This window comes from Halpernia sp. GG3, from assembly GCF_052976925.2.
Genome location: NZ_JBRIIR020000017.1, coordinates 161,221 through 183,104 on the forward strand (window position 1 = coordinate 161,221; position 21,884 = coordinate 183,104).

The 21,884-nt window shown below is 35.4% G+C and carries 17 protein-coding genes and 1 tRNA gene; 13 read left to right on the forward strand and 5 right to left on the reverse strand.

The window, feature by feature from the left end; translation table 11 throughout:
• Positions 1-8: 8 nt before the first annotated feature.
• Together ACVBED_RS10170 and msrA are read left to right on the forward strand one after the other, a co-directional pair.
• Complete coding sequence (locus ACVBED_RS10170; RefSeq protein ID WP_447120173.1) at positions 9-1,007, forward strand: ROK family protein; 999 nt, start codon at positions 9-11, stop codon at positions 1,005-1,007.
• 116 nt (positions 1,008-1,123) lie between these two features.
• The gene (gene msrA / locus ACVBED_RS10175) at positions 1,124-1,780 is read left to right on the forward strand and encodes a peptide-methionine (S)-S-oxide reductase MsrA (protein WP_447120174.1); all 657 of its coding nucleotides are present in this window, start codon (positions 1,124-1,126) and stop codon (positions 1,778-1,780) included.
• Positions 1,781-1,853: 73 nt separating this feature from the next.
• Here the strand turns inward: msrA and ACVBED_RS10180 are convergent, their stop codons facing one another.
• Positions 1,854-2,201 (reverse strand): hypothetical protein, encoded by a 348-nt coding sequence (locus ACVBED_RS10180; RefSeq protein ID WP_447120175.1) that lies wholly within the window; start codon positions 2,199-2,201, stop codon positions 1,854-1,856.
• Between the two features lie 304 nt (positions 2,202-2,505).
• Between ACVBED_RS10180 and ACVBED_RS10185 the strand changes: the two genes are divergently transcribed.
• Together ACVBED_RS10185 and guaB are read left to right on the forward strand one after the other, a co-directional pair.
• A complete protein-coding gene (locus ACVBED_RS10185) occupies positions 2,506-3,489 on the forward strand; it encodes an NADP-dependent oxidoreductase (protein WP_447120176.1) in 984 nt (327 codons plus the stop codon).
• Positions 3,490-3,607: 118 nt separating this feature from the next.
• The gene (gene guaB / locus ACVBED_RS10190; RefSeq protein ID WP_473094962.1) at positions 3,608-5,068 is read left to right on the forward strand and encodes an IMP dehydrogenase; all 1,461 of its coding nucleotides are present in this window, start codon (positions 3,608-3,610) and stop codon (positions 5,066-5,068) included.
• A gap of 66 nt (positions 5,069-5,134) precedes the next feature.
• Here the strand turns inward: guaB and ACVBED_RS10195 are convergent, their stop codons facing one another.
• Entirely contained in the window at positions 5,135-5,893 is a 759-nt protein-coding gene (locus ACVBED_RS10195; protein WP_473094963.1) for an amidohydrolase, read from the reverse strand.
• A gap of 118 nt (positions 5,894-6,011) precedes the next feature.
• Between ACVBED_RS10195 and ACVBED_RS10200 the strand changes: the two genes are divergently transcribed.
• From ACVBED_RS10200 to ACVBED_RS10210, 3 genes are all read left to right on the forward strand, one after another.
• On the forward strand, positions 6,012-6,455 hold the full coding sequence (locus ACVBED_RS10200) for a DUF6646 family protein (RefSeq protein WP_447120177.1): 444 nt from the start codon (positions 6,012-6,014) through the stop codon (positions 6,453-6,455).
• 104 nt (positions 6,456-6,559) lie between these two features.
• Positions 6,560-7,897 carry an RIP metalloprotease RseP gene (rseP, locus tag ACVBED_RS10205; protein WP_473094964.1) on the forward strand — a complete coding sequence of 446 codons (1,338 nt, stop codon included), beginning with the start codon at positions 6,560-6,562 and terminating at the stop codon, positions 7,895-7,897.
• Between the two features lie 73 nt (positions 7,898-7,970).
• A tRNA-Asn gene (locus ACVBED_RS10210) sits at positions 7,971-8,044 on the forward strand.
• A gap of 162 nt (positions 8,045-8,206) precedes the next feature.
• Here ACVBED_RS10210 and ACVBED_RS10215 read toward each other — a convergent pair.
• Complete coding sequence (locus ACVBED_RS10215; RefSeq protein ID WP_447120610.1) at positions 8,207-8,392, reverse strand: sigma factor-like helix-turn-helix DNA-binding protein; 186 nt, start codon at positions 8,390-8,392, stop codon at positions 8,207-8,209.
• A 143-nt stretch (positions 8,393-8,535) separates the two neighbouring features.
• On the opposite strand from ACVBED_RS10215, the gene ACVBED_RS10220 reads away from it, so the two are divergent.
• On the forward strand, positions 8,536-10,977 hold the full coding sequence (locus ACVBED_RS10220; protein ID WP_447120178.1) for a DUF5686 family protein: 2,442 nt from the start codon (positions 8,536-8,538) through the stop codon (positions 10,975-10,977).
• A 59-nt stretch (positions 10,978-11,036) separates the two neighbouring features.
• On the opposite strand, the gene ACVBED_RS10225 is transcribed toward ACVBED_RS10220, so the two are convergent.
• Both ACVBED_RS10225 and ACVBED_RS10230 read right to left on the reverse strand, forming a co-directional pair.
• The gene (locus ACVBED_RS10225) at positions 11,037-12,260 is read right to left on the reverse strand and encodes a T9SS type A sorting domain-containing protein (RefSeq protein WP_447120179.1); all 1,224 of its coding nucleotides are present in this window, start codon (positions 12,258-12,260) and stop codon (positions 11,037-11,039) included.
• Positions 12,261-12,373: 113 nt separating this feature from the next.
• The gene (locus ACVBED_RS10230; protein ID WP_447120180.1) at positions 12,374-14,569 is read right to left on the reverse strand and encodes a glutamine synthetase III family protein; all 2,196 of its coding nucleotides are present in this window, start codon (positions 14,567-14,569) and stop codon (positions 12,374-12,376) included.
• A gap of 239 nt (positions 14,570-14,808) precedes the next feature.
• Between ACVBED_RS10230 and ACVBED_RS10235 the strand changes: the two genes are divergently transcribed.
• The 5 genes from ACVBED_RS10235 (at position 14,809) to kdpB (ending at position 21,869) form a co-directional block, all read left to right on the forward strand.
• The gene (locus tag ACVBED_RS10235; RefSeq protein ID WP_447120181.1) at positions 14,809-16,200 is read left to right on the forward strand and encodes a mercuric reductase; all 1,392 of its coding nucleotides are present in this window, start codon (positions 14,809-14,811) and stop codon (positions 16,198-16,200) included.
• 115 nt (positions 16,201-16,315) lie between these two features.
• Positions 16,316-17,653, forward strand: a complete 1,338-nt coding sequence (locus ACVBED_RS10240; protein ID WP_447120182.1) for a sigma-54-dependent transcriptional regulator — start codon at positions 16,316-16,318, stop codon at positions 17,651-17,653.
• A gap of 374 nt (positions 17,654-18,027) precedes the next feature.
• A complete protein-coding gene (locus tag ACVBED_RS10245) occupies positions 18,028-18,105 on the forward strand; it encodes a potassium-transporting ATPase subunit F (RefSeq protein WP_126340520.1) in 78 nt (25 codons plus the stop codon).
• Positions 18,106-18,116: 11 nt separating this feature from the next.
• Positions 18,117-19,811: a potassium-transporting ATPase subunit KdpA gene (kdpA, locus tag ACVBED_RS10250; RefSeq protein ID WP_447120183.1), complete on the forward strand. Its 1,695-nt coding sequence runs from the start codon at positions 18,117-18,119 to the stop codon at positions 19,809-19,811.
• Positions 19,812-19,826: 15 nt separating this feature from the next.
• On the forward strand, positions 19,827-21,869 hold the full coding sequence (gene kdpB, locus ACVBED_RS10255; RefSeq protein WP_447120184.1) for a potassium-transporting ATPase subunit KdpB: 2,043 nt from the start codon (positions 19,827-19,829) through the stop codon (positions 21,867-21,869).
• The last annotated feature ends 15 nt before the right edge of the window (positions 21,870-21,884 follow it).

The following is a 21,884-nucleotide window of genomic DNA, read 5'->3' on the forward strand; positions in this document are numbered from 1 at the left end:
ACTCAAACATGTCATTAGTAAATCTATCAAAACAAGTGGCGCTAGGTATTGATATCGGCGGCACAAATACAAAATTCGGCTTGGTTAATCACCGTGGTGAGATTCTAGAACGAGGCTATCTTAAAACCGATAAATATGATAATGTAGAAGATTTTATTGATGAATTGCATAAGATTGTACATCCACTTTTAGCAAAATACATTATTGATGGCGAGTTTTACGGAATTGGTGTTGGAGCACCAAATGCCAATTATTATAAAGGTACAATTGAACAAGCGCCCAATTTAAGATGGAAAGGTGTCGTTCCATTTGCAGATCTAATGTCGAAAAAATTTGGAGTACAATGCAAAATTACAAATGATGCAAATGCTGCAGCTTTAGGCGAAATGATGTATGGAGCAGCGCGCGGTATGAAAGATTTTATTATGATGACTTTGGGAACCGGCGTTGGAAGTGGAATCGTGTGTGGCGGAAATTTAATTTATGGTCATGACGGATTTGCTGGGGAACTAGGTCACACCATTATAAAACCTGGTGGCAGAAAACACTGGAGCACTGGTTCTGAAGGGTCGCTGGAAGCTTACGCATCGGCAACTGGCATTGCAATCACCGCAAAAAAATTCCGCGCAGAATTTCCGGATTCTATGCTAAATGAATATCCGGAAGAAAAAATAAATTCCAGAACAGTTCATGAATGTGCTTTGAAAGGTGACCCAACCGCAATAGAAGTTTTCAGATATACTGGACAGAAACTAGGCGAAGCTTTAGCAAATTTCGTGATGTTTTCATCCCCAGAAGCAATTCTTCTCTTTGGCGGGGTGATAAAAGCTGGTGAATTTATTTTAAAGCCTACCAAACGCCATATGGAGCATAATCTTCTACCTATTTTTCGAGGTAAAGTGAAACTTGTTTTTAGTGAATTAGACGAAGCTGACGCAGCCATTTTAGGTGCAAGCGCTTTAGTTTGGGAGAATAAATTTGCGCCACTCTCACAAGTTAATTCTTAAAATTTTATTTTCAGAATTTCTAAGTTTTCTGACTAGCATTATATTTGCTTGAACATCTAGGCAAACTTTGATTGCGAATAAATCGTAGATAAAAGTAATAATCATTAAATATTAAAATGAAAAAATTCCTCACCCTTTTTATGGCCATTTTGCTTGTTTCATGCAACGGTCAGGGAAAAGATAATAAAATGGACGCGAAAATGGCAGTTCAGAAAACAGATAAAGCCAACTTGGAATATGTAACTATTGGTGGTGGCTGTTTTTGGTGTGTACAATCCACTTTTCAAATGCTTAAAGGCGTAGATTCTGTAGTTTCAGGTTATTCTGGAGGTTTTAAAGCCAATCCAACTTATGAAGAAGTGTCAACAGGAACAACCGGCCACGCAGAAACGATAAGAGTTGGTTTTGATCCGAAAGTGATTTCTTATCAGAGATTAATGGACGTTTTCTTCTTCCTTCATGATCCAACTCAACTTAACCGACAGGGCAATGATGTTGGAACTCAATACAGATCTGTGGTTTTTTATAAAAATGAAACGCAGCACAAAGAAACTTTAGAAGCTATTAAAACTTCCGTAGCCACAAAAAGATGGAGTGGCAAATACGTGACGCAAGTGGTGCCTTTTGAAAAATTTTGGCCGGCAGAAACTTACCACCAGGACTATTACAATCAGAACCCTACACAACCATATTGCAGCGCAGTGATTGGGCCAGAAATCGCAAGATTTAAAGAACATTATAGTAAATTAGGTTGGTTAAAACCAAATTCTTAAACACAAAAAAGAGGCTTTAGATTAGAGCCTCTTTTTTTTATTAAAATATAATTTGCTGAGAAATAATATATTTTTATTCCTGAAAACCATAATCATCATTCTCATTTACCGGAATGTCTCTTAAAAAATTACCCCAACTGTCACCTGGATAATTACTTTCCGCGCCGTAGGAATCGATGATCATGCCTTTATTCCCTTCATTATCTTCCGCTACATATAAAACTGCATTATCACCAGGATTACTGTCACCTTCAAAACGAAAGGTCTTAAAAATACTTAAATCGCTTGGTTCATAGTTTTTTTCAAAATTTGTTAGGCGCATTTCACCTTTGTCATTCATTCTAAACTCTCTCACGATGCCTTTTTGCGCCAGTTTATTCATCACTTGGCTCAAAGTTAACATTGGTTTTGGATGTTCCATAATAATATTTTTTCAATAGGTACAATATTTATTCCAACAATAAATAATTCTGTAGAAGCCAATCCTGCTATCCGCTCTATCTTTTTTTGCCAATACTTAAAATCATGATTAAGAATTTCCAGCCAAAAAAAAGGATGCCGCTTCTATCAGGGCTATTTACATCTCCGCTGTTTTCATTCTTAACTTTACAAAATCAATATTTAAAATTAATAAAACTAAAATCCCAAACTTATCACAAATAAACTTTCAGATATTAATCAGGCTTTATTTTTGCATCTTGTTCAAAAAAGTAAATTTAAAAAAGATGAAAGCATTACAATTAGTAAATTACGGTAAAATAGAAAATAGTTTAGCCTTTAATGAAGTTGAAAAACCTCCGCTAGAATCTACCGACATATTGATTGAAGTAATGGCAGCGGCGATAAACCCCATTGACAAAGAAATTATTTTAGGTAATTTAAAAAGCATGCTTCCCTTAAATTTTCCTGCAACTCTTGCGTACGATGTGAGTGGAACTGTAATCGAAAAAGGTAATTCTGTAAATAATTTTCAAATCGGCGACGAAGTTTACGCGCGTGTCCCACAAGAACAAATGGGGACTTTAGCAGAATTTGTAGCCGTAAAATCTGACGTCGTTTCAAAAAAACCAAAGAATGTTTCTTTTGAAGAAGCGGCCAGCTTTCCATTGGCTGCATTAACCGCTTTGCAATGTCTGGAAATAGCAAATATTAAAAATGAAGATAAAGTTTTAATTCATGCCGGCTCAGGTGGTGTTGGAAGCTACGCCATTCAATACGCCAAAGAAAAAGGCGCTTTCGTTTACACAACAACCAGCACAGATAATGTGAATTGGGTTAAAGATTTGGGCGCCGATAAAGTCATAGATTATAAAACTGAGGATTATAAAACAATCGTGAAAGATGCAGACATTGTCTTTGACACACTCGGTCACGATTACACGATTGATGCTTTTAGAGTTTTAAAAAATGGAGGAACTGTTGTAAGTGTAAAAGGTCCGATGGATGAAAAATCTGCAAAAGCTTTTGGAATTTCGGATTATAAATTACCCGAAGATTTAGCAAAAGCCATTGAAAATAAAGATGCGATATATAAATTTATTTGGATGCATCCTGACGGCGAGCAATTAAAACAAATAAAAACCTTAGTTGAAGCCGGAAAAATAAAACCGGTGATTGATAAAATTTATCCTTTCTCGGAAAGTATTAAAGCTTTTCAGCATTTAGCGACGGGAAGAGCAAAAGGGAAAATTATCATTAAAATAAAATGATCGTTCTTTTTCCAAGATATAAAACCAACTTACTGCAAGTTGGTTTTTTCTATTTAAATTATCGAAGAAAACATTTTCATATTCCTTTGAAATACTTTAATTTTGTCAGAAAGCAAAGATGTCCATACATAGCAAAATAGTAGAGACCGCCATCACTTTTGATGATGTGCTTCTCATTCCTTCCTTTTCCGAAGTTTTACCTTCACAAGTTTCTCTAAAATCCAGACTTTCTGATAAAATTACGCTCAATGTTCCGATAATTTCTGCCGCCATGGATACTGTGACTGAAGCTGAAATGGCAATTGCTTTAGCAAGAGTTGGCGGTTTAGGATTTATTCATAAAAATATGAGTATCGAAGAGCAAGCTGCAGAAGTAAATCGCGTGAAACGTTCAGAGAACGGGATGATTTCCGATCCTGTCACTTTATCTAAAGACCACACGTTGAAAGATGCAAAACTTTTAATGGAAAATTTTAAAATCTCTGGTTTGCCTGTTGTAGATTCCGATAATAAATTAATCGGCATTATTACAAACCGCGACGTAAAGTACCAGGAAAATCTGGAGATGAAAGTGGAAGAATTAATGACTAAAAATCACATCGTCACTTCGGATAAACATGCGACTTTAGAAACTGCGAAACAAATTTTATTAGAAAACCGCATCGAGAAATTACCCATTGTAGATGCCGAAAATAGATTAGTTGGTTTAATTACCATTAAAGATATTGATAATCAATTGGAATATCCGGATGCTAACAAAGACGGAAAAGGCAGGTTAATCGTTGGCGCTGGCGTTGGCATTGGTGAAGACACAATTCAGCGTGTTCAAGCCTTAGTAGACGTGGGCGTAGATATTATTGCCGTAGATTCTGCCCATGGACATTCTATTGGAGTTTTAAATAAAGTAAAAGAAATCCGTGCAAAATTTCCCGATTTAGATATTGTTGGTGGAAATATCGTAACCGCACAAGCCGCTGAAGATTTAATAAAAGCCGGCGCAAATGTTTTAAAAGTTGGCGTTGGTCCAGGTTCAATTTGTACAACAAGAGTTGTCGCAGGCGTTGGTGTTCCTCAACTTTCTGCTATTTATAATGTGTTTGAAAAAGCGAAAGAATACAATGTTGCTGTTATTGCAGACGGCGGTATAAAATTATCTGGAGATATTGTAAAAGCACTTGCAAGTGGTGCAAATGCAGTAATGCTGGGTTCACTTTTAGCCGGAACAGATGAAGCGCCGGGCGAAGAAATTTTATTGCAAGGCAGAAAATTCAAATCTTACCAAGGGATGGGCAGTTTAGCAGCAATGAAACGCGGAGGAAAAGAGCGCTATTTTCAAAGTGAAGCCAAAAAATTTGTACCAGAAGGCATTGAAGGCCGCGTTCCACACAAAGGAAAATTGCAGGAGGTAATTTTCCAGTTAACTGGCGGTTTACGCGCTGGAATGGGTTATTGCGGCACAAAAGATATTGAAAGTTTACAGCGTGATTCTAAAATGGTGCAAATCACTGGAAATGGCTTGAAGGAATCTCATCCGCATGATGTGATCATCACGCAGGAGGCACCGAATTATTCTTTATAAATTTTAAAATAATTAAATATTTAAGTCATAAAAGAAATCGTCTTTTGTGACTTTTTTTTATTTCTATTACTTTATTTTAAAATTATCGCCATCTTTTAAAAATGGAAACTTTTGTCTAAAATCTTGAAGTTGATCTAAATCTAAATGAGCAGAAACGATTTGGTTTGAAACTGTAGAAATCACATTTCCTTCTCCATCAAAACAGTAGGAACTTTCAGGATAAACCAAATTATTTCCGTCTGTCCCAATCCTGTTTAATCCAAAAACAAAAGATTGGTTTTCAATGGAGCGCGCTTTTAATAAACTTTCCCACGCAGAGATCCTTGATGCTGGCCAATTAGCAACATATAAAATTAAATCAAAATCATTTTTATTTCGGGAAAAAACGGGAAATCGCAAATCATAACAGACTTGCAATAGAATCTTGAATCCTTTGTAATTAACAATTTTTCGAGGTTCACCTCTTTCGTAAATTTTATTTTCGCCAGAATAAGAAAACAAGTGGCGTTTATCATAATAAGTAAATTCACCATCGGGTTTTACGAAATACATTCTATTGTAAAATTTTCCATTTTCTTTCACAGAAACACTTCCGCAAAAAGCCGCATTTTTTTCCCTTGAAATTTCTTTTAACCATTTTAAAGATTCGTTATTTTGATCAGCAATTTCATCTGCATCCATGCAAAAACCCGTTGAAAACATCTCTGGTAAAAGGAATAGGTCTGCATCTTCGTTCTCCAAAAGTTTTTTAATCTGATGGAAATTTACATTTTTATCCTTCCATTTAATATCAAGATTTAATGCTATAATCGTTAAAAGAGTCATTTTTAATTGTAATTTTTATGTAATAAATATAGTAAAATTTTATATAATATTTAAAAGAATCCTTAATTGGTGCTATTTTTGATACAATTTTTTCAACAAAAAAAAATATTAAATAATTATGAAAAAGTTAATTTTAGTCTGCACGTTATTTTTCGCAGCATCAATGGTAAACGCACAAGCATGGAACGGGAAAGGCGACCAAAAAATTCAAGTTGGTTTAAGTGGTTTAGGATACGGGTCAGGTATTGTAGGAACTTACGACTACGGTTTATCTAAATTAATTTCAATTGGTGCAGGCGCAAACATTTTCTTCAGTCACAACGATAGTAAATATGAGAATGACCACTTTGGGATTTTTGGACGCTTAAATGTACACTTACAACAGCCTTTAGGTCTTCCTTCTCAATGGGATATCTATCCGGGTATTGATTTAGGTGTTTTAGGAAAAGGTGGGACTTATATTGGCGCTCACATTGGCGCAAGATATTTCTTCAATAAAAATGTTGGTATTTATCTTGAAGCAGGTAATAATGGAAGCATCGGTGTTTCCTTTAACCTCTAAAATATAAAATTTAGAAATTACGAAGACCTTCATTTTTTGGAGGTCTTTTTTTATTGGGCAGGCTTTTTAGAATGCTTATATTTGCAACCTTATTACAAAAATCAATGACTTTAATACAACTATTTCAATTTTTACTGAGTATTTCGATACTCGTTATCTTGCACGAATTAGGGCATTTTATCCCCGCAAAATTATTTAAATGTAAAGTAGAAAAATTCTATCTTTTTTTTGATCCTGGTTTTTCAATTATTAAAAAGAAAATTGGAGAAACAGAGTACGGAATTGGCTGGTTACCTCTTGGTGGTTATGTAAAAATCGCCGGGATGGTGGATGAAAGTATGGACAAGGAGCAACTTGCCCAACCCGCTCAACCGTGGGAATTCCGAAGTAAACCCGCATGGCAGAGATTAATTATCATGCTTGGTGGCGTTACGGTGAATTTCTTTTTAGCGTGGTTTATCTATTCGGCGTTATCATATACGCAAGGCGAATCTTACCATGATTTAAATAAATTTCAAGACGGCATTTCAGTTACACCCGCTGGTCAAAAAATGGGGTTAAAAAATGGGGACAAAATTTTAAAAATAGATGGTAAACCTGCAGAACGTTTGGAAACCTCAACTATTAATATGCTTTTCGCAGACCAGGTAACGGTTTTAAGAAATGGCAAAGAAGTAACGTTCCCAATTAACGAATATGGCATTGCAGATGTTTTAGCACAAGATGGCCCGAAAGGTTATTTTGCGACTAGAGCGCCCGTTGTTGTAGATAGTTTTCAAGCAAACAGCAATGCTAAAATTGCTGGTTTAGAAATTGGTGATAAAATTATTGGCGTAAATAATACGAAGATTAATTACTTTGATGAACTGGGTCCAGAACTTAGCAAGAACAAAAATAAAGATGTTTCTGTAGAAGTTTTGAGAAATAATATGCCCCAAACTATTTCTGCAAAAGTTAATAACGAGGGAAAATTAGGTTTCGTCTCAAACCCAAAATTAGCAATGGATAATTTTGATAAAACCCTTACAACTAAACATTATTCATTTTTAGAATCCATTCCACGTGGTTTAAGAAGAACCATTGATGTTTTAACAATGCAGATCAAGCAATTTAAAATCGTTTTTAATACGACTACAAAAGGTTACAAACAAGTTTCAGGGCCAATCGGTATTGTTAAAATGATGCCTACAACTTTAGACTGGCCGGCTCTCTGGAGTTTTACGGCGATGTTCTCAGTGTGGTTAGCATTTCTTAATTTAGTTCCGATTCCGGGTTTAGATGGCGGTCACGTCGTTTTTACCTTATGGGAAATGATAACTGGCAAGCCTGTACCACAAAAAGTTTTAGAAAATGCCCAAATGGTTGGAGTGATCTTTTTAATTGCTTTAATGGCTTTAATCTTCGGCAGTGACATTGTAAAATGGATCACTGGAAAATTTTAAAAATATTTTAAAAATATTTGGTGCTTATTATAAAACGTTTTATATTTGCACCACGTTAAAAACGACGTAACCTTCCTCTTTAGCTCAGTTGGTTAGAGCATCTGACTGTTAATCAGAGGGTCCTTGGTTCGAGCCCAAGAAGAGGAGCGAAGGTATAAACCACTACAAAAATGTAGTGGTTTTTTTATGTGCAGAATATTAAAAGTTAAGTTTGATTTCTTTAATTTTAAATAATTTTGAATCAATTAATTAGAATGCTTCAGTTTTTAGTGTTTTAAAATAGTAGAAGGCAAGTTTCTGAAATTCAATTTAAAATGCTTCCCGGATAATTCTTAAAACTTTCGTCATATGCACTTCAATCGTTTTTGTTGAAATATTCAATTTCAAGGCGATTTCTTTATACTTCATTCCTTCCACTTGACTTAGGATAAAAACTTGACTGCATTTTGGCGGAAGTTTATCAATTTGTTCAGAATAAAGACAACAAACGTTAATCTTTTGCTAAAAGTAATGAAACGCAAACTTTTTCTGCTAAATTTGCAACACATTATTGGAAAATGCCTCAGAATCTTCATCAGAAGTCTTTATATAGCCTTATCTTTTTATTTTCTATAACTTTTTTTCATTGCCAATTTCTGGTGAGTGGAATCGTCGTTGACTCGCTTCAGCAAAAACCCACTGCACATGTTGCTATTTACATCAATGACAGCAGCGAGCCAGCACTTATTTCTTCCGCTGATTTTAAAATCTCTTCTGATTCCATTATTTACAAACTCCGCTTTCAGAAAAATGGTTTTAATCTTAAAACTGTTTTGATAACCGAGAAAAGTCCGGTAGTTTTAAAAGTGATTTTAGATCAGAATACTGTAGAAAATATTCAGGGTGTTGTGATACAGGCAACGGCAAAAAAATATAAAAACAAGAAAGATAATCCTGCTTACGCTATTATGCAAAAGGTTTGGGCCAATAAAAGAAAAAATGGTTTAGAAAACTATAAAACTTATCAGTACAAGGAATACGAAAAAATTCAGTTTAATTTAAGTAATATCGACAGTACTTTCATGAAGCGTAAAATCTTTAATAAAGTTGATTTTATTTTTAAATACGCAGATTCTGCTGCCAATGGAAAGCTTTCTCTACCGATGTTTCTCAATGAGTCCGTTTACAACATCTATGGTGAAAACCAGCCGGCGAAAAAAGAGAAAAAAGATTTAATTGCTCAGAAAACTTCTGGTTTTCAGGATAATCAGATCATGGCTACAACCGTAAAAAACCTTTATAAAGAGATCAACATTTATGATAATACCCTCAACTATTTTAATATTGGTTTTCAAAGTCCGGTTTCCACAGATGGTTTTAGCACCTATGATTATAATTTAATTGATAGTCTAAATATTCGAGGCTCGGAATGCTACCACATTAAATATTTCCCGAAAAGGAAGGATGTTTTGGCTTTTATGGGTGATTTATACATTTCAAAAAAAAGTTATGCAGTCGTTAAAGCTTCTTTGAAATCTACAAGAAATATGAATGTAAATTTTGTGAACGGCGTTTTCACGGAATTAGAATTTGATAACCCCGATGAATACACCTTTTTACCTTTAAAAAACACCACACAATTTGATTTATCGCTGGTCAGTAAGGGCAAAGATTCCCACGGAATGATGGCAAAAAGAACGGTAGATTACTCAAATTATGATTTTAATAAAGAAATTAATCCTGCTATTTTTAAAAATGATGCGCCGAAAACCCCAGCAGAAATTACAAAAAATGACGCTTACTGGGAAGAGAACCGTTCAGATTCTTTAAATACAGAAGAGGAAGGTGTTTATAAAATGTTGGCGCAACTACAAACCGTACCAAAGTTTAAACGCTTCGTAAAAATTTATGAGACGCTTTCTTCCGGCTATTTTAATGTAGGTCATGCCATTGATATTGGAGATTTGTATTCTACTTTTGGCAGCAATATTATCGAAGGAAACCGTTTAAGATTAGGCGCCAGGACTTACTTCTCAGCAAATGACGACTGGCGGATTCAGGGATATGGCGCTTATGGATTTAAGGACCATCAGTTTAAATATGGGGTGGAAGCAAAATATATGTTTAATAAAACAAACCGCTTTCAAATTGGTGTGGGAACGCGCCGTGATATTTTACAATTGGGTGTGGCTTTAACAGGCGACGACGGAATTATGTCAAGGTCTTTTGCGTCATCCTCCCTATTTTCCCGTGGCGATAATAGCTCGTTGAGTTCGAGCAATCAAACCAGCGTTTATACTTCTATTGCTCCTTGGGAGAATTTTCAAATCAGAATTGATGGAACTTTACAGAGCCTTAAATCCGCTGATAATCAGTTATTTGATTTAACTTATAATTATAATAACCAAATTAGAAAAACAGTAAATGATTCGCACGTTACGCTGAGTTTAATTGCAAATCCGGGTGCAAAATTTTCAGAAACCGGCATTGACCGCTATTCTCACACGACATTGGCGCCAAGTTTTGTTCTAAAATACACACGAGGTTTAAAGGGTTTATTTAATGCAGATTACAGTTATAATAAATTGCAATTTCTTTACACGCAACCAATTTTGACTGGAGTTTGGGGTAAATCAATTGTTAATTTAGAAGTAGGAAAAACTTTTGAAACTTTACCTTTGGCTCTACAAAATATAATTCCTGGCAACCAATCTTATAATTTAATTCCGAATACTTTTTCTCTTTTAAATTATTACGAATTTGTAGCAGATACTTATTCCACGTTTAATATTGAGCACCATTTTAACGGTAAAATTTTATCTTACATCCCCTTAATTAAAAAATTGAAATTGAGAGAAATTGCTATTTTTCGTGCAGCTTATGGCACTTTAAGCCAAGCTTCGAAAGATATTAACCGCAGTAAAATTCTATATTCTGCACCTTCTGACCATATTTATTATGAGTACGGATTTGGAATAGAAAATATTGGATTCGGTAATTTAAGAATTCTTAGGGTCGATTTTAATTGGCGGGGGAATTATCTTGACCGGCCAAACATTGCAAAATTTGGAATAAAAGCGGGTTTTCAAGTTAATTTTTAAATAAAAAAAGAATTGCAAAAATGCAATTCTTTTCTAAATCTCAGCTCTAGACATCTAATTTATTTCCTTACAACTTTAAACGATTTTAGACCATTTTCACTCTTAACCGTCAGATAATACAATCCTTTTTGCAAACTTTTAATATCAATTATATTTGAATTAACTGCTTTTGAAAACACCAATTTCCCACTTGCGTCCGAAAGATTCACAGTATAATTAGAAGAATTATTTTTATTGTTTTTTATATAAATGTAATCTGAAGAAGGATTAGGATAAACTTCTAAATCAGCGTCCGATTTCGCTAAATCAATTACCGCTAAATTAGAATTGGTCGCCAGCCAAGATGTTGCATTTAAGAGTAAAGGTCTGTGATTTCCTGCAGCATCTGCTGTATAACCATTATACAAACGATCTCCTGGATCTCCTGTTCCATCATCTGGAACAGAACTATCTCCCAAGGCACAAACCTTACCTGTTCCATAACTTGCAGTTGCAAACATTATACTCGTTAAGCCTGTTGTAGAAGCACCAGTCATAAAAACTAAACCTTTTGCTGTTGAATTTTTTGATAGGTCTAAAGTCATGCTTGTTCCGTTTGAATATTGCATTTGTGTAGGTGTTCCTGATGCACCGTGCAAAATTGGATCGCTTGGTAGATTGGCAAAATTACTTGTAGTTTGCGAGAAATTTGCTAAATCAAAAGTAATTCCGAATGGATTAGTTTGTACTGTATTTGTAGTAAAAATATCATTCCACACATTGGGAGAATCAATACCGCTATTATTTCTATCGCTTATGTTATGATCACTGATCATGAAGAGTCCACCACCATTTTTTACAAAATTTACCAAAGCATTTTTTTCGGTAATGGTAAATTTAATGTTGGGTTCATCAATAACGAATACCTTATAATTTGCTAAATCCTGCGTATTGGTAATATCACCATAAGTAATTTGTCCGTCATAAGGTAAAGTTTCTACGGTGTATCCTAATTTTACCAAATCTACAGCCCATGCACTCAAAGCGCCTTGCCAATAAGTTTCAGATGTTGTAGCGGTGATGCCACTTTGGGCGGGTGTCGGGATTCTTTGTGGATTAGAATCGCTGCCACCAGTTACCATTGCGCCGCCTGTACCGGCTTTCAAATTATGAACATCTGCGTCGATAACCCAATCTGCATTGCTTGCCATTTCTGCTTTTGTGGCATCAAATAGCACTTTTACTTGCGCATTTGTTGAAAATACAGCAAAAATTATAATTATAATTAATAGTTTACTTTTCATACATAAATGTTTTTTAATATTTAAGGATGTAAATGTATACTATTTTATGGTTTACATAATATAAAAAAACCGCTTCAAAAATTGAAGCGGTTTTTGCTTTTTTTAAATTACAATTATCTGGTAAACAGTAATTCTCTATATTTCGTAAGTGGCCAAAGTTCATCATCCACCATCATTTCTAAATCGTCAGACGGCTTGCGGATCACATCAAACAAAGTTTTTACGTTTTCGCAGAAATAAGTGGCGCGTTCTTGTCCATTTTCTATCGCATGCGCTGTTTCTCTGGCGGCAAGTAATTTTTCAACACCCAATTTAATTGCAGAAACGTTTCCAGAAATATTTTCTATTAAATGCATCTGTTCTTTAGCTAAATTTCTAAATTCCTTGTCACCAAATATTTCTTTTAAACCTTTTACATTTTCAATCAATCTGTTTTGATAATTTAATGCACTTGGAATAATGTGATTTCTTGCGATATCTGCCAAAACTCTAGCTTCAATATCAATTGTTGTAGAATATTTTTCTAATTTAATCTCATTTCTCGCTTCTATTTCTCTGTGCGTGAAAATATCTAATTCTTCATATAAGTCAATGAATTTTTTGTCCATTTCACGTTTCAAAGCTTCCGGTGTAGTTTTTAAATTACTTAAACCTCTTTTCTCTGCTTCTTTCGCCCAATTATCAGAATAACCGTCACCTTCAAACATAATATCTTTAGACTGCTTGATATATTCTCTTAATATGTTAAAAATAGCTTCGTCTTTTTTAAGACCTTTCTCTACCAAAGCATCGACTTCCTGTTTGAAATCACGCAATTGTTTTGCTGCAATTGCATTCATAATAGTCATTGTCTCCGCACAGTTTGCAGAAGATCCAACAGCCCGGATTTCAAATTTATTTCCCGTAAATGCGAAAGGCGAAGTTCTGTTTCGATCTGTATTATCTAATAAAATCTCAGGAATTTTCCCTACAACATTTAGCTTTAAATCGGTTTTTTCGTCTGGTGATAATTTCCCTTTCGTTACTTTTTCCAGTTCTGATAAAACAGAATACAGTTGCGACCCTATGAAAACTGAAATAATTGCTGGCGGAGCTTCGTTTGCACCTAATCTATGATCATTATTTGCGGATGCAATACCCGCTCTTAGTAGATCTGCATATTCATAAACGGCCTTGATGGTATTAATAAAAAATGTCAAAAACTGTAGATTTTTCTTTGGATTTTTTCCCGGACTTAAAAGATTTTCACCGGTATCTGTACTCAAAGACCAGTTATTATGTTTTCCACTTCCGTTCACTCCTGCAAAAGGTTTTTCGTGAAGTAAAACGTGGAAGTGATGTTTGTGCGCAATTCTCGCCATTACATCCATTAACAGTGAATTGTGATCGACTGCAACATTTGCTTCCTCAAACATCGGCGCCATTTCAAACTGATTTGGAGCAACTTCGTTATGACGCGTCGTCACGGGAATTCCCAACTTCATACATTCCATTTCCAACTCTTTCATAAAGTTCATCACTCTAGTTGGAATTGACCCAAAATAATGATCATCAAGTTGTTGACCTTTCGCAGGAGAATGTCCAAGTAAAGTTTTTCCTGTCAAAACCAAATCTGGTCGCGATTGAAATAAAGCGGAATCAACCAAAAAATATTCTTGTTCCCAACCTAAAGTTGCAATTACCTTTGTTACATTTTTATCAAAATACTGCATAACATCAGTTGCAGCTTTATCCACCGCTTGCAGTGACCGTAATAAAGGCGCTTTATAATCTAAAGTTTCACCGGTGTAAGAAATAAAAATAGAAGGAATACAAAGCGTCGTTCCCATAATAAAAGCAGGTGATGTTGGATCCCAAGCGGTATAGCCTCTTGCTTCAAAAGTATTTCTAATACCACCATTTGGGAAAGAAGATGCATCCGGTTCCTGCTGAATTAATAAATTCCCAGAAAATCTTTCTATGGCTTTTCCACCCTCAATTGGCGTGAAAAAAGAATCATGCTTTTCTGCTGTTGCCCCCGTTAAAGGTTGAAACCAATGTGTATAATGTGTTACACCTTTTGCCATTGCCCAGTCTTTCATTGCGACAGCAACTTGATCGGCAATTGGACGTGGCATTTTCGTTCCTTTCTTAATAGCATCCATTATAGATTGGAATGCTTCTTTTGTTAAATATTCTCTCATCGTATCTTCTGAGAAAACATTTTTACAAAACAATTCGGAAAGTTTTCCCGGAATTTCAACTGCGTTGTCACTTCTGTAATTTTTAAACGGAAGTGTTTCTAATGCACTAAATCTTAATCTTGACATTTTACCCTTATTTTTTATGCAAATTTATGTTATTTTTTAATATAAAATTTTATTTACCCCATTTATTTTAGGGGTCATACCTTAATTTGTAATAAAGTTTTTAATAATTTTTATAGTCATAATATTTCTGGTTTAAAAGAAGATCAAGACATGAAATTTTTTTTAAGTAAATTTAATGGTCTTAATGTTGCAGTTAATATTCCAGTTTTTATAACCAAAAATTTCCTTAAAATTAAGAGATGATAAAAAAAGATGCCATTTTAATCGGTTCCGGTCAAGCTAATGTTCCATTTGCAAGAAAATTATCAGATGCGGGATGGAAAATCGTAATGATAGAAAAATCTGAAGAAAAGTTAGGGGGTGTTTGTCTAAATGTAGGCTGCACACCGACAAAAACTTTAATCGCTTCAGCTAAAGTGATGCACGATATTAAAGTGGCAGGTAAACATGGCATTTCAGTTTCTAATTTAAAACTCAATTTTAAAAAGACGCAAAAGCGCAAACAAAACATTGTGGACGAAGGTAAGAGCGGCATTATAAAGAGAATGAATGCGTTAAAAAATTTGGAACTTGTTTATGGTACGGCATCTTTTATTGACGAAAAATCTGTAGTTGTAAAAATGGAAAACGGTAAAGAAGAAAAATATTCTGCACCTTATATTTTTATAGACGCAGGGGCACGACCAGCCGTTCCGAAAATTAATGGTCTCGACAAAATTAAATGGTACGACTCTACTGGAATTCTAGAATTAAAGGAAATTCCAGAAGAATTACTTGTAATTGGTGGCGGTTATATTGGTTTAGAACTCGGGCAAATGTACAGCCGTTTTGGTAGTAAAGTAACTGTAATGGAGCGTTCCGCACAAATTATGTCTGGTGAAGACAAAGATATCACAGAACCACTTCAGGAAATTCTGAAAAATGAAGGCATGACATTTATCTTAAATACTGACATTGAAAAAGTCGAAGAAAAAGGAAAAAGAGTCACGTTAACTTACAAAACAAAAGCTAAAAAGCATACGATTTCCGGAACACATATTTTGGTGGTTACTGGCCGGGTTTCTAATGCCGATAATTTAAATACTAAAGCAGCCGGCATAAAACTGGACGAAAAAGGTTTTATAAAAGTGAACTCAAAACTTGAAACCAGTGTGAAAAATATTTACGCGATGGGTGATATTAATGGTGGTCCACAATTTACCCATATTTCTTACAACGATTATGTGATTATGTCCGAAAATATTTTGGGAAAAGGAAAAGCCTCTACCAAAGGTAGAATTGTTCCTTATACGATGTTCACCGATCCGCAATTAGGACGAGTTGGATTGTCCGAAACTCAGGCTAAGATAGGAAAATTAGATTTTTCAGTGGTGAAAATTGGGGGTGAAAGAATTACGCGCGGTAAAGAAACGGCGCAAATTCAGGGTCCTTGGAAGGCAATAATTGACAATAAATCTGGTAAAATTTTAGGTGCTTCTATTGTTTGCACTGAAGGCGGTGAGATTGCGACAGTTTTACAAATGGCAATGGAAGGTGGCATTCCTGCGAAACATCTTGAAACCGCCATATTTTCACATCCAACTTATTCGGAATCTTTAAACATACTTTTTTCTGTTTTAAAAAAAAATTAATTAATTAGACCGTAAACTATAATATTATGAACAACGCATTTAATTAAAATTTCCGTTAAAAATCAGTAAAAATTACTATTTGAATTATTCTAAATTTGTAAATTAAATAATCTTAGTGAACACCATTTTAATAATTGATGACGAGGAGAAGATCCGCGGGCTGCTTTCCAGAATTTTGAGTTTGGAGGGTTTTGAAGTTTTTCAGGTCGCTGACTTAAAAAGCGCTTTAAAAAAATTAGAGCGAACGGAAATTGACGTGATTGTTTGTGACGTGAAATTGCCCGACGGTAGTGGTGTTGATTTTTCAAAAATTTTAAAAGAGAAATATCCGGCCACAGAAACAATCATGCTCACGGCTTACGGCAATATTCCGGATGGCGTGCAAGCAATAAAAAATGGTGCTTTTGATTATATTACCAAGGGGGACGATAACAACAAGATCATTCCGCTTATCTATAAGGCACTTGAGAAAGTTAAGTTAAACAAACGTGTTTTTCACTTAGAAAAGCAACTTGGAAACCGTCACTCATTTGAATCCATTATCGGGAAATCTAAAATTATAAAATCCGCGATTGAAGATGCCGAGAAGGTTGCAAACACAGACGCGACTGTTCTTTTAACGGGCGAAACAGGAACTGGAAAAGAGGTTTTTGCACAAGCAATTCACGCGGCAAGTTCACGCGCAAAACAAAATTTTATCGCTATAAACTGTTCGGCTTTTAGTAAAGAACTATTAGAAAATGAATTATTCGGTCACAAAGCCGGCGCTTTTACGGGTGCTATAAAAGATTCGAAAGGCATTTTTGAAGAAGCCAATAACGGCACCGTTTTTTTGGATGAACTCGGTGAAATGCCTCTTGACCTTCAGGCTAAATTATTACGTGTTCTAGAATCCGGTGAATTTTTAAAAGTAGGCGACAGCAAATCGACGAAAGTGGATGTTAGAATTATAGCGGCTACAAACCGCAATCTGCAAAACGAAATTTTGAGTGGAAATTTCCGGGAAGACTTATATTACAGGATCAACATTTTCAACATTATTTTGCCTGCTTTGCGGGATCGGATTTCAGATATTGAAATGCTGGCAAATTATTTTCTGAAATTTTTCAGTGCAAAATCGTCCCGAAAAATAAATGGATTTTCAGAAAATTATATCGGTTGTTTAAAACAGCATTCCTGGAAAGGAAATATCCGGGAACTGCGTAATGTAATCGAACGAAGTATGATTTTGACAGACGGTGAAACTTTAGATACAGATACTTTGCCAGCCGATTTTCAGATTCAAAATTCTGAAACTAAAATAATGTCCGCTTTTGAACTTTCCAGCGCTGAAAAAATTCACATTCAGCGCGTTTTAAATTACACTAATGGTAATAAAACTGAAACCGCTAGACTTCTGAATATCGCACTTACCACACTCTACCGAAAAATTGAGGAATATAAAATTAATTAGCCTTTCAAAACGACAGCATTAATGCAAAAAACCCTTTCAAAACGATAGGGTTTTTTTTTGTTAATTTTTAAAATTAAGATATAATTCCCATTAATAAAGGCTTTCGGTTAAGAATAGATTCTGCGGTGTTGAAATTGTTAATTGCGTGGCACACTTAAAAATTAAAAACGTGGAAAATCTCAAAATTAAATTAAATCGCAACCTAAAATCTTGTCATTTGCTAGCCGCATTTTTCGGTCTGATCTCTTTGGCAGGAACTATTTTTAGCCTGATAATACTTTAAATAATGATGACAATAATCTTAATGGCACTTGGAATAGCGATATTCTTCCTCTTAGCCGAATCTATTAACTTTTTTGATAAAATTTAAACCTATGTGGACCTTATTTATCTTATCTCTTGCAGCATTTGGGTACATCTGCTATGTTTTAATAAAACCCGAAAAATTTTAAACTAAACAAAAATGAATATAGAATTACTGGGACTTGTCCTAATGTTCGTTGTCACGCTAGTTTTAGCAATTCCTTTAGGAAAATATATTGCAAAAGTTTACGGTCACGAAAAAACATTTTTAGATTTTATTTTTGATCCCATAGAAAAATTATTTTTCCGTCTTGCCGGAATTGATCCAGAAACTGGCTGGAACTGGAAACAAAATATGATGGCTTTAATTGCGATCAATTTCGTCTGGTTTCTTCTCGGTATGTTTATTTTAATGAATCAAGGTTGGATGCCATTAAATCCGGACAATAATCCGAGCATGAGCCCAGATTTGGCATTTAACACAACAATTTCTTTCATTGTAAACTGTAATCTTCAAGATTACTCAGGGGAAACTGGTTTAAGTTATTTGGGTCAAATGTATTTAATGTTTCTGCAGTTTGTTTCTGCAGCAACCGGAATGGCTGCTGTAGCGCACGTCTTTGTGGCATTTAAAGAAAAAACTACTGAAAATCTAGGTAACTTTTTTGTCTTTTTTATCAAATCTATCACCAGAATTTTAATGCCAATTTGCATATTAGTTGGTGTTATCTTGCTTTTCACCGGAAGCCCGATGACATTCAATGGTAAAGATACAATTACGACCATGGAGGGAAAAACCGTGAGTGTTGCAACCGGTCCGGTTGCCGCGTTTGTGGCTATTAAACATCTGGGTACAAATGGTGGTGGATTTTTCGGAACTAATTCTGCACACCCATTAGAAAATCCTAGCTATATCTCGAATTTTACGGAGATGGTAGCTCAGATGATCATTCCTTTCGCGCTTGTTTTCGCTTTCGGCTTTTTTATAAAAAGACGCAAATTAAGCTGGACCATATTTGCCGTCATGTCAATTGGCTTTCTTTCATTAATGGCGATGAATGTCGCCTTTGAAAACGCAGGAAACCCCGCAATTCAACATATGGGTGCAAACATTTCTCTCGGTAACATGGAAGGAAAAGAAATCCGTTTTGGCTCCTCTGCGTCTGCTTACTGGAGTATTGCAACTACTGTAATATCCACTGGCTCAGTAAATGCGATGCATGACAGTTTTATGCCACTTTCTGGGATGAATATGTTACTTGCCATGATGATCAATTGTTTTTATGGAGGCGTTGGCGTCGGAATATTAAATTATTTAATATTTATTATTCTGGCAGTATTTATAAGTGGATTGATGGTGGGAAGAACACCTGAATTTTTAGGTAAAAAAATTGAGGCTAAAGAAATGAAAATCGCAATGATGATTGCACTCTTTCATCCGCTGCTAATTTTGGCGGGAACTGCCTTAACAGCTTATCTACCGCAGTATGGAACAGCAACTTTAAATAATCCGACCTTTCATGGCTTTAGTGAAATGCTTTATCAATTCACTTCTTCTTCGGCAAATAATGGATCAGGTTTCGCAGGACTTGGTGCGACCACACCATGGTGGAATATTTCTACAGGTATTGTTTTAATTTTATCCAGATTTCTACCAATTATAGGACCTGTAGCTATTGCAGGACTTTTAGCGAAGAAAAAATTTATTCCAGAAAGTGCCGGCACTTTGAAAACCGATACATCTACTTTTGGACTAATGACTTTGGGAGTTATATTATTAATCGCTGCTTTGGCTTTCTTTCCCGCTTTAACTTTAGGACCGATCGCGGAATATCTTACTTCGATCACTAAATAATTTTTGATAAAAAAAATGAATACAAAAAATACACAAAGTCTTTTTCAAAAAGATTTAGTAAATGAAGCGCTGAAACAGTCTTTTATAAAACTGGATCCGCGCGTGATGATCAAAAATCCGATCATGTTTTTGGTAGAAGTAGGAACTGTGGTGATGTTCGTGGTTTCACTCTGGACTTTGATGGGCGAGAAAAGCCAGGGAAGTTTCGGGTATAATTTTACCATATTTATTACCCTCTTTCTTACGGTTTTATTTGCCAATTTCGCCGAAGCAATTGCCGAAGCACGTGGTAAAGCGCAAGCGGATTCCTTGAGAAAAACCAGAGAAGAAACGCCAGCGAAATTAATAAAAAACAATAAGAAAGGTTTTGATATAGAAACTGAGTTGAAAATGTCTGCTCAAATGCAACTTGGCGATATTTTCCTTTGCGTTGCAGGAGATCAAATTCCGATGGATGGTGAAATAATTGAAGGTTTAGCGACCATTGATGAAAGCGCAATTACTGGTGAAAGTGCACCAGTAATCAGAGAAGCAGGCGGTGATAAATCTTCAGTAACCGGCGGTACGAAAGTGCTTTCTGATCGCATTAAAGTAAAAGTAAATACCAAAGCAGGCGAAAGTTTTTTAGATAAAATGATTGCTTTAGTGGAAGGCGCTTCCCGTCAAAAAACACCCAATGAAATTGCCTTAACTATTTTATTAGCAGGTTTTACTTTGGTTTTTATCATCGTAACCGTAACGCTGAAACCTTTTGCAGATTATTCTAAAACACCGATCACAATTGCGGCTTTTATTTCACTTTTCGTGTGTTTAATTCCAACGACTATTGGTGGATTGCTTTCCGCGATTGGAATTGCGGGAATGGACAGAGCTTTGCGCGCTAACGTCATTACAAAAAGTGGTAAAGCAGTAGAAACTGCCGGTGATGTGGACGTTTTACTTTTAGACAAAACAGGTACTATTACCATTGGAAATAGAAAAGCGACTAAATTTTATCCTGCAGCTGGTGTCAATGAAGCAGATTTTATTAAAGCTGTCGTCCTAAGTTCAATGGCGGATGAAACGCCAGAAGGCAAATCAATCATAGATTTAGCAAATATAGATCCGCTGAATTTTCACGTTGAAGAGCCAACTTTTATTAATTTTTCTGCGGAAACAAGAAGTTCAGGGATTGATTTTGGAACCACGAGAATCCGGAAAGGTGCTTCTGACGCGATCAGAAATATTGCGGAAAAAGCTGGAAATGTTTTCCCAGCAGATGCAGAAGAAAATGTGCGCGCAATTTCTCAAAACGGCGGAACGCCTTTGGTGGTATCGCAAAATGAGAAAATTTTAGGTGTTGTAGAATTGCAGGATATCATTAAAACCGGTATTCAGGAACGTTTTGAACGCTTGCGAAAAATGGGAATTAAAACGGTAATGGTAACTGGTGATAATCCTTTAACAGCAAAATTTATTGCCGAAAAAGCAGGTGTTGATGATTTTATCGCGGAAGCTAAACCAGAAGATAAGATGAACTACATCAAACGCGAACAAGAAGCAGGAAAATTAGTCGCAATGATGGGTGATGGAACAAACGATGCGCCCGCATTAGCTCAGGCAGATGTTGGCGTTGCGATGAACAGCGGAACTCAGGCGGCGAAAGAAGCAGGAAATATGGTGGACCTGGATAATGATCCAACCAAATTAATTGAAATTGTAGAGATCGGGAAACAGTTATTAATGACACGCGGAACGTTAACTACTTTCTCTATTGCGAATGATGTGGCGAAATATTTTGCTATTATTCCGGCTTTATTTATCACGTTTATCCCGGCTCTGCAATTTTTAAATGTAATGAATCTGCACAGTCCGCAAAGTGCGATTTTATCAGCGGTAATCTTTAATGCGATCATCATTCCATTTTTAATTCCGCTTGCCTTGAAAGGTGTAGAATACAAACCAATCGGTGCAAGCGCTTTATTAAGAAGAAACCTTTTGATCTACGGACTTGGCGGAATTATCGTACCATTTATCGGTATTAAATTAATTGATTTGGCAGTAACCTTATTCATGTAATTATTAAAAATTATA

Bases quoted from the DNA above. Each gene is read 5' to 3' on its own strand.
- kdpA (WP_447120183.1), top strand. From the start codon at position 18,117: ATGAATATAGAATTACTGGGACTTGTCCTAATGTTCGTTGTCACGCTA.
- guaB (WP_473094962.1), top strand. From the start codon at position 3,608: ATGTCCATACATAGCAAAATAGTAGAGACCGCCATCACTTTTGATGAT.
- ACVBED_RS10235 (WP_447120181.1), top strand. From the start codon at position 14,809: ATGATAAAAAAAGATGCCATTTTAATCGGTTCCGGTCAAGCTAATGTT.
- msrA (WP_447120174.1), top strand. From the start codon at position 1,124: ATGAAAAAATTCCTCACCCTTTTTATGGCCATTTTGCTTGTTTCATGC.
- ACVBED_RS10245 (WP_126340520.1), top strand. From the start codon at position 18,028: ATGTGGACCTTATTTATCTTATCTCTTGCAGCATTTGGGTACATCTGC.
- ACVBED_RS10200 (WP_447120177.1), top strand. From the start codon at position 6,012: ATGAAAAAGTTAATTTTAGTCTGCACGTTATTTTTCGCAGCATCAATG.
- ACVBED_RS10185 (WP_447120176.1), top strand. From the start codon at position 2,506: ATGAAAGCATTACAATTAGTAAATTACGGTAAAATAGAAAATAGTTTA.
- rseP (WP_473094964.1), top strand. From the start codon at position 6,560: ATGACTTTAATACAACTATTTCAATTTTTACTGAGTATTTCGATACTC.
- ACVBED_RS10195 (WP_473094963.1), bottom strand. From the start codon at position 5,893: ATGACTCTTTTAACGATTATAGCATTAAATCTTGATATTAAATGGAAG.
- kdpB (WP_447120184.1), top strand. From the start codon at position 19,827: ATGAATACAAAAAATACACAAAGTCTTTTTCAAAAAGATTTAGTAAAT.
- ACVBED_RS10225 (WP_447120179.1), bottom strand. From the start codon at position 12,260: ATGAAAAGTAAACTATTAATTATAATTATAATTTTTGCTGTATTTTCA.
- ACVBED_RS10180 (WP_447120175.1), bottom strand. From the start codon at position 2,201: ATGGAACATCCAAAACCAATGTTAACTTTGAGCCAAGTGATGAATAAA.
- ACVBED_RS10170 (WP_447120173.1), top strand. From the start codon at position 9: ATGTCATTAGTAAATCTATCAAAACAAGTGGCGCTAGGTATTGATATC.
- ACVBED_RS10230 (WP_447120180.1), bottom strand. From the start codon at position 14,569: ATGTCAAGATTAAGATTTAGTGCATTAGAAACACTTCCGTTTAAAAAT.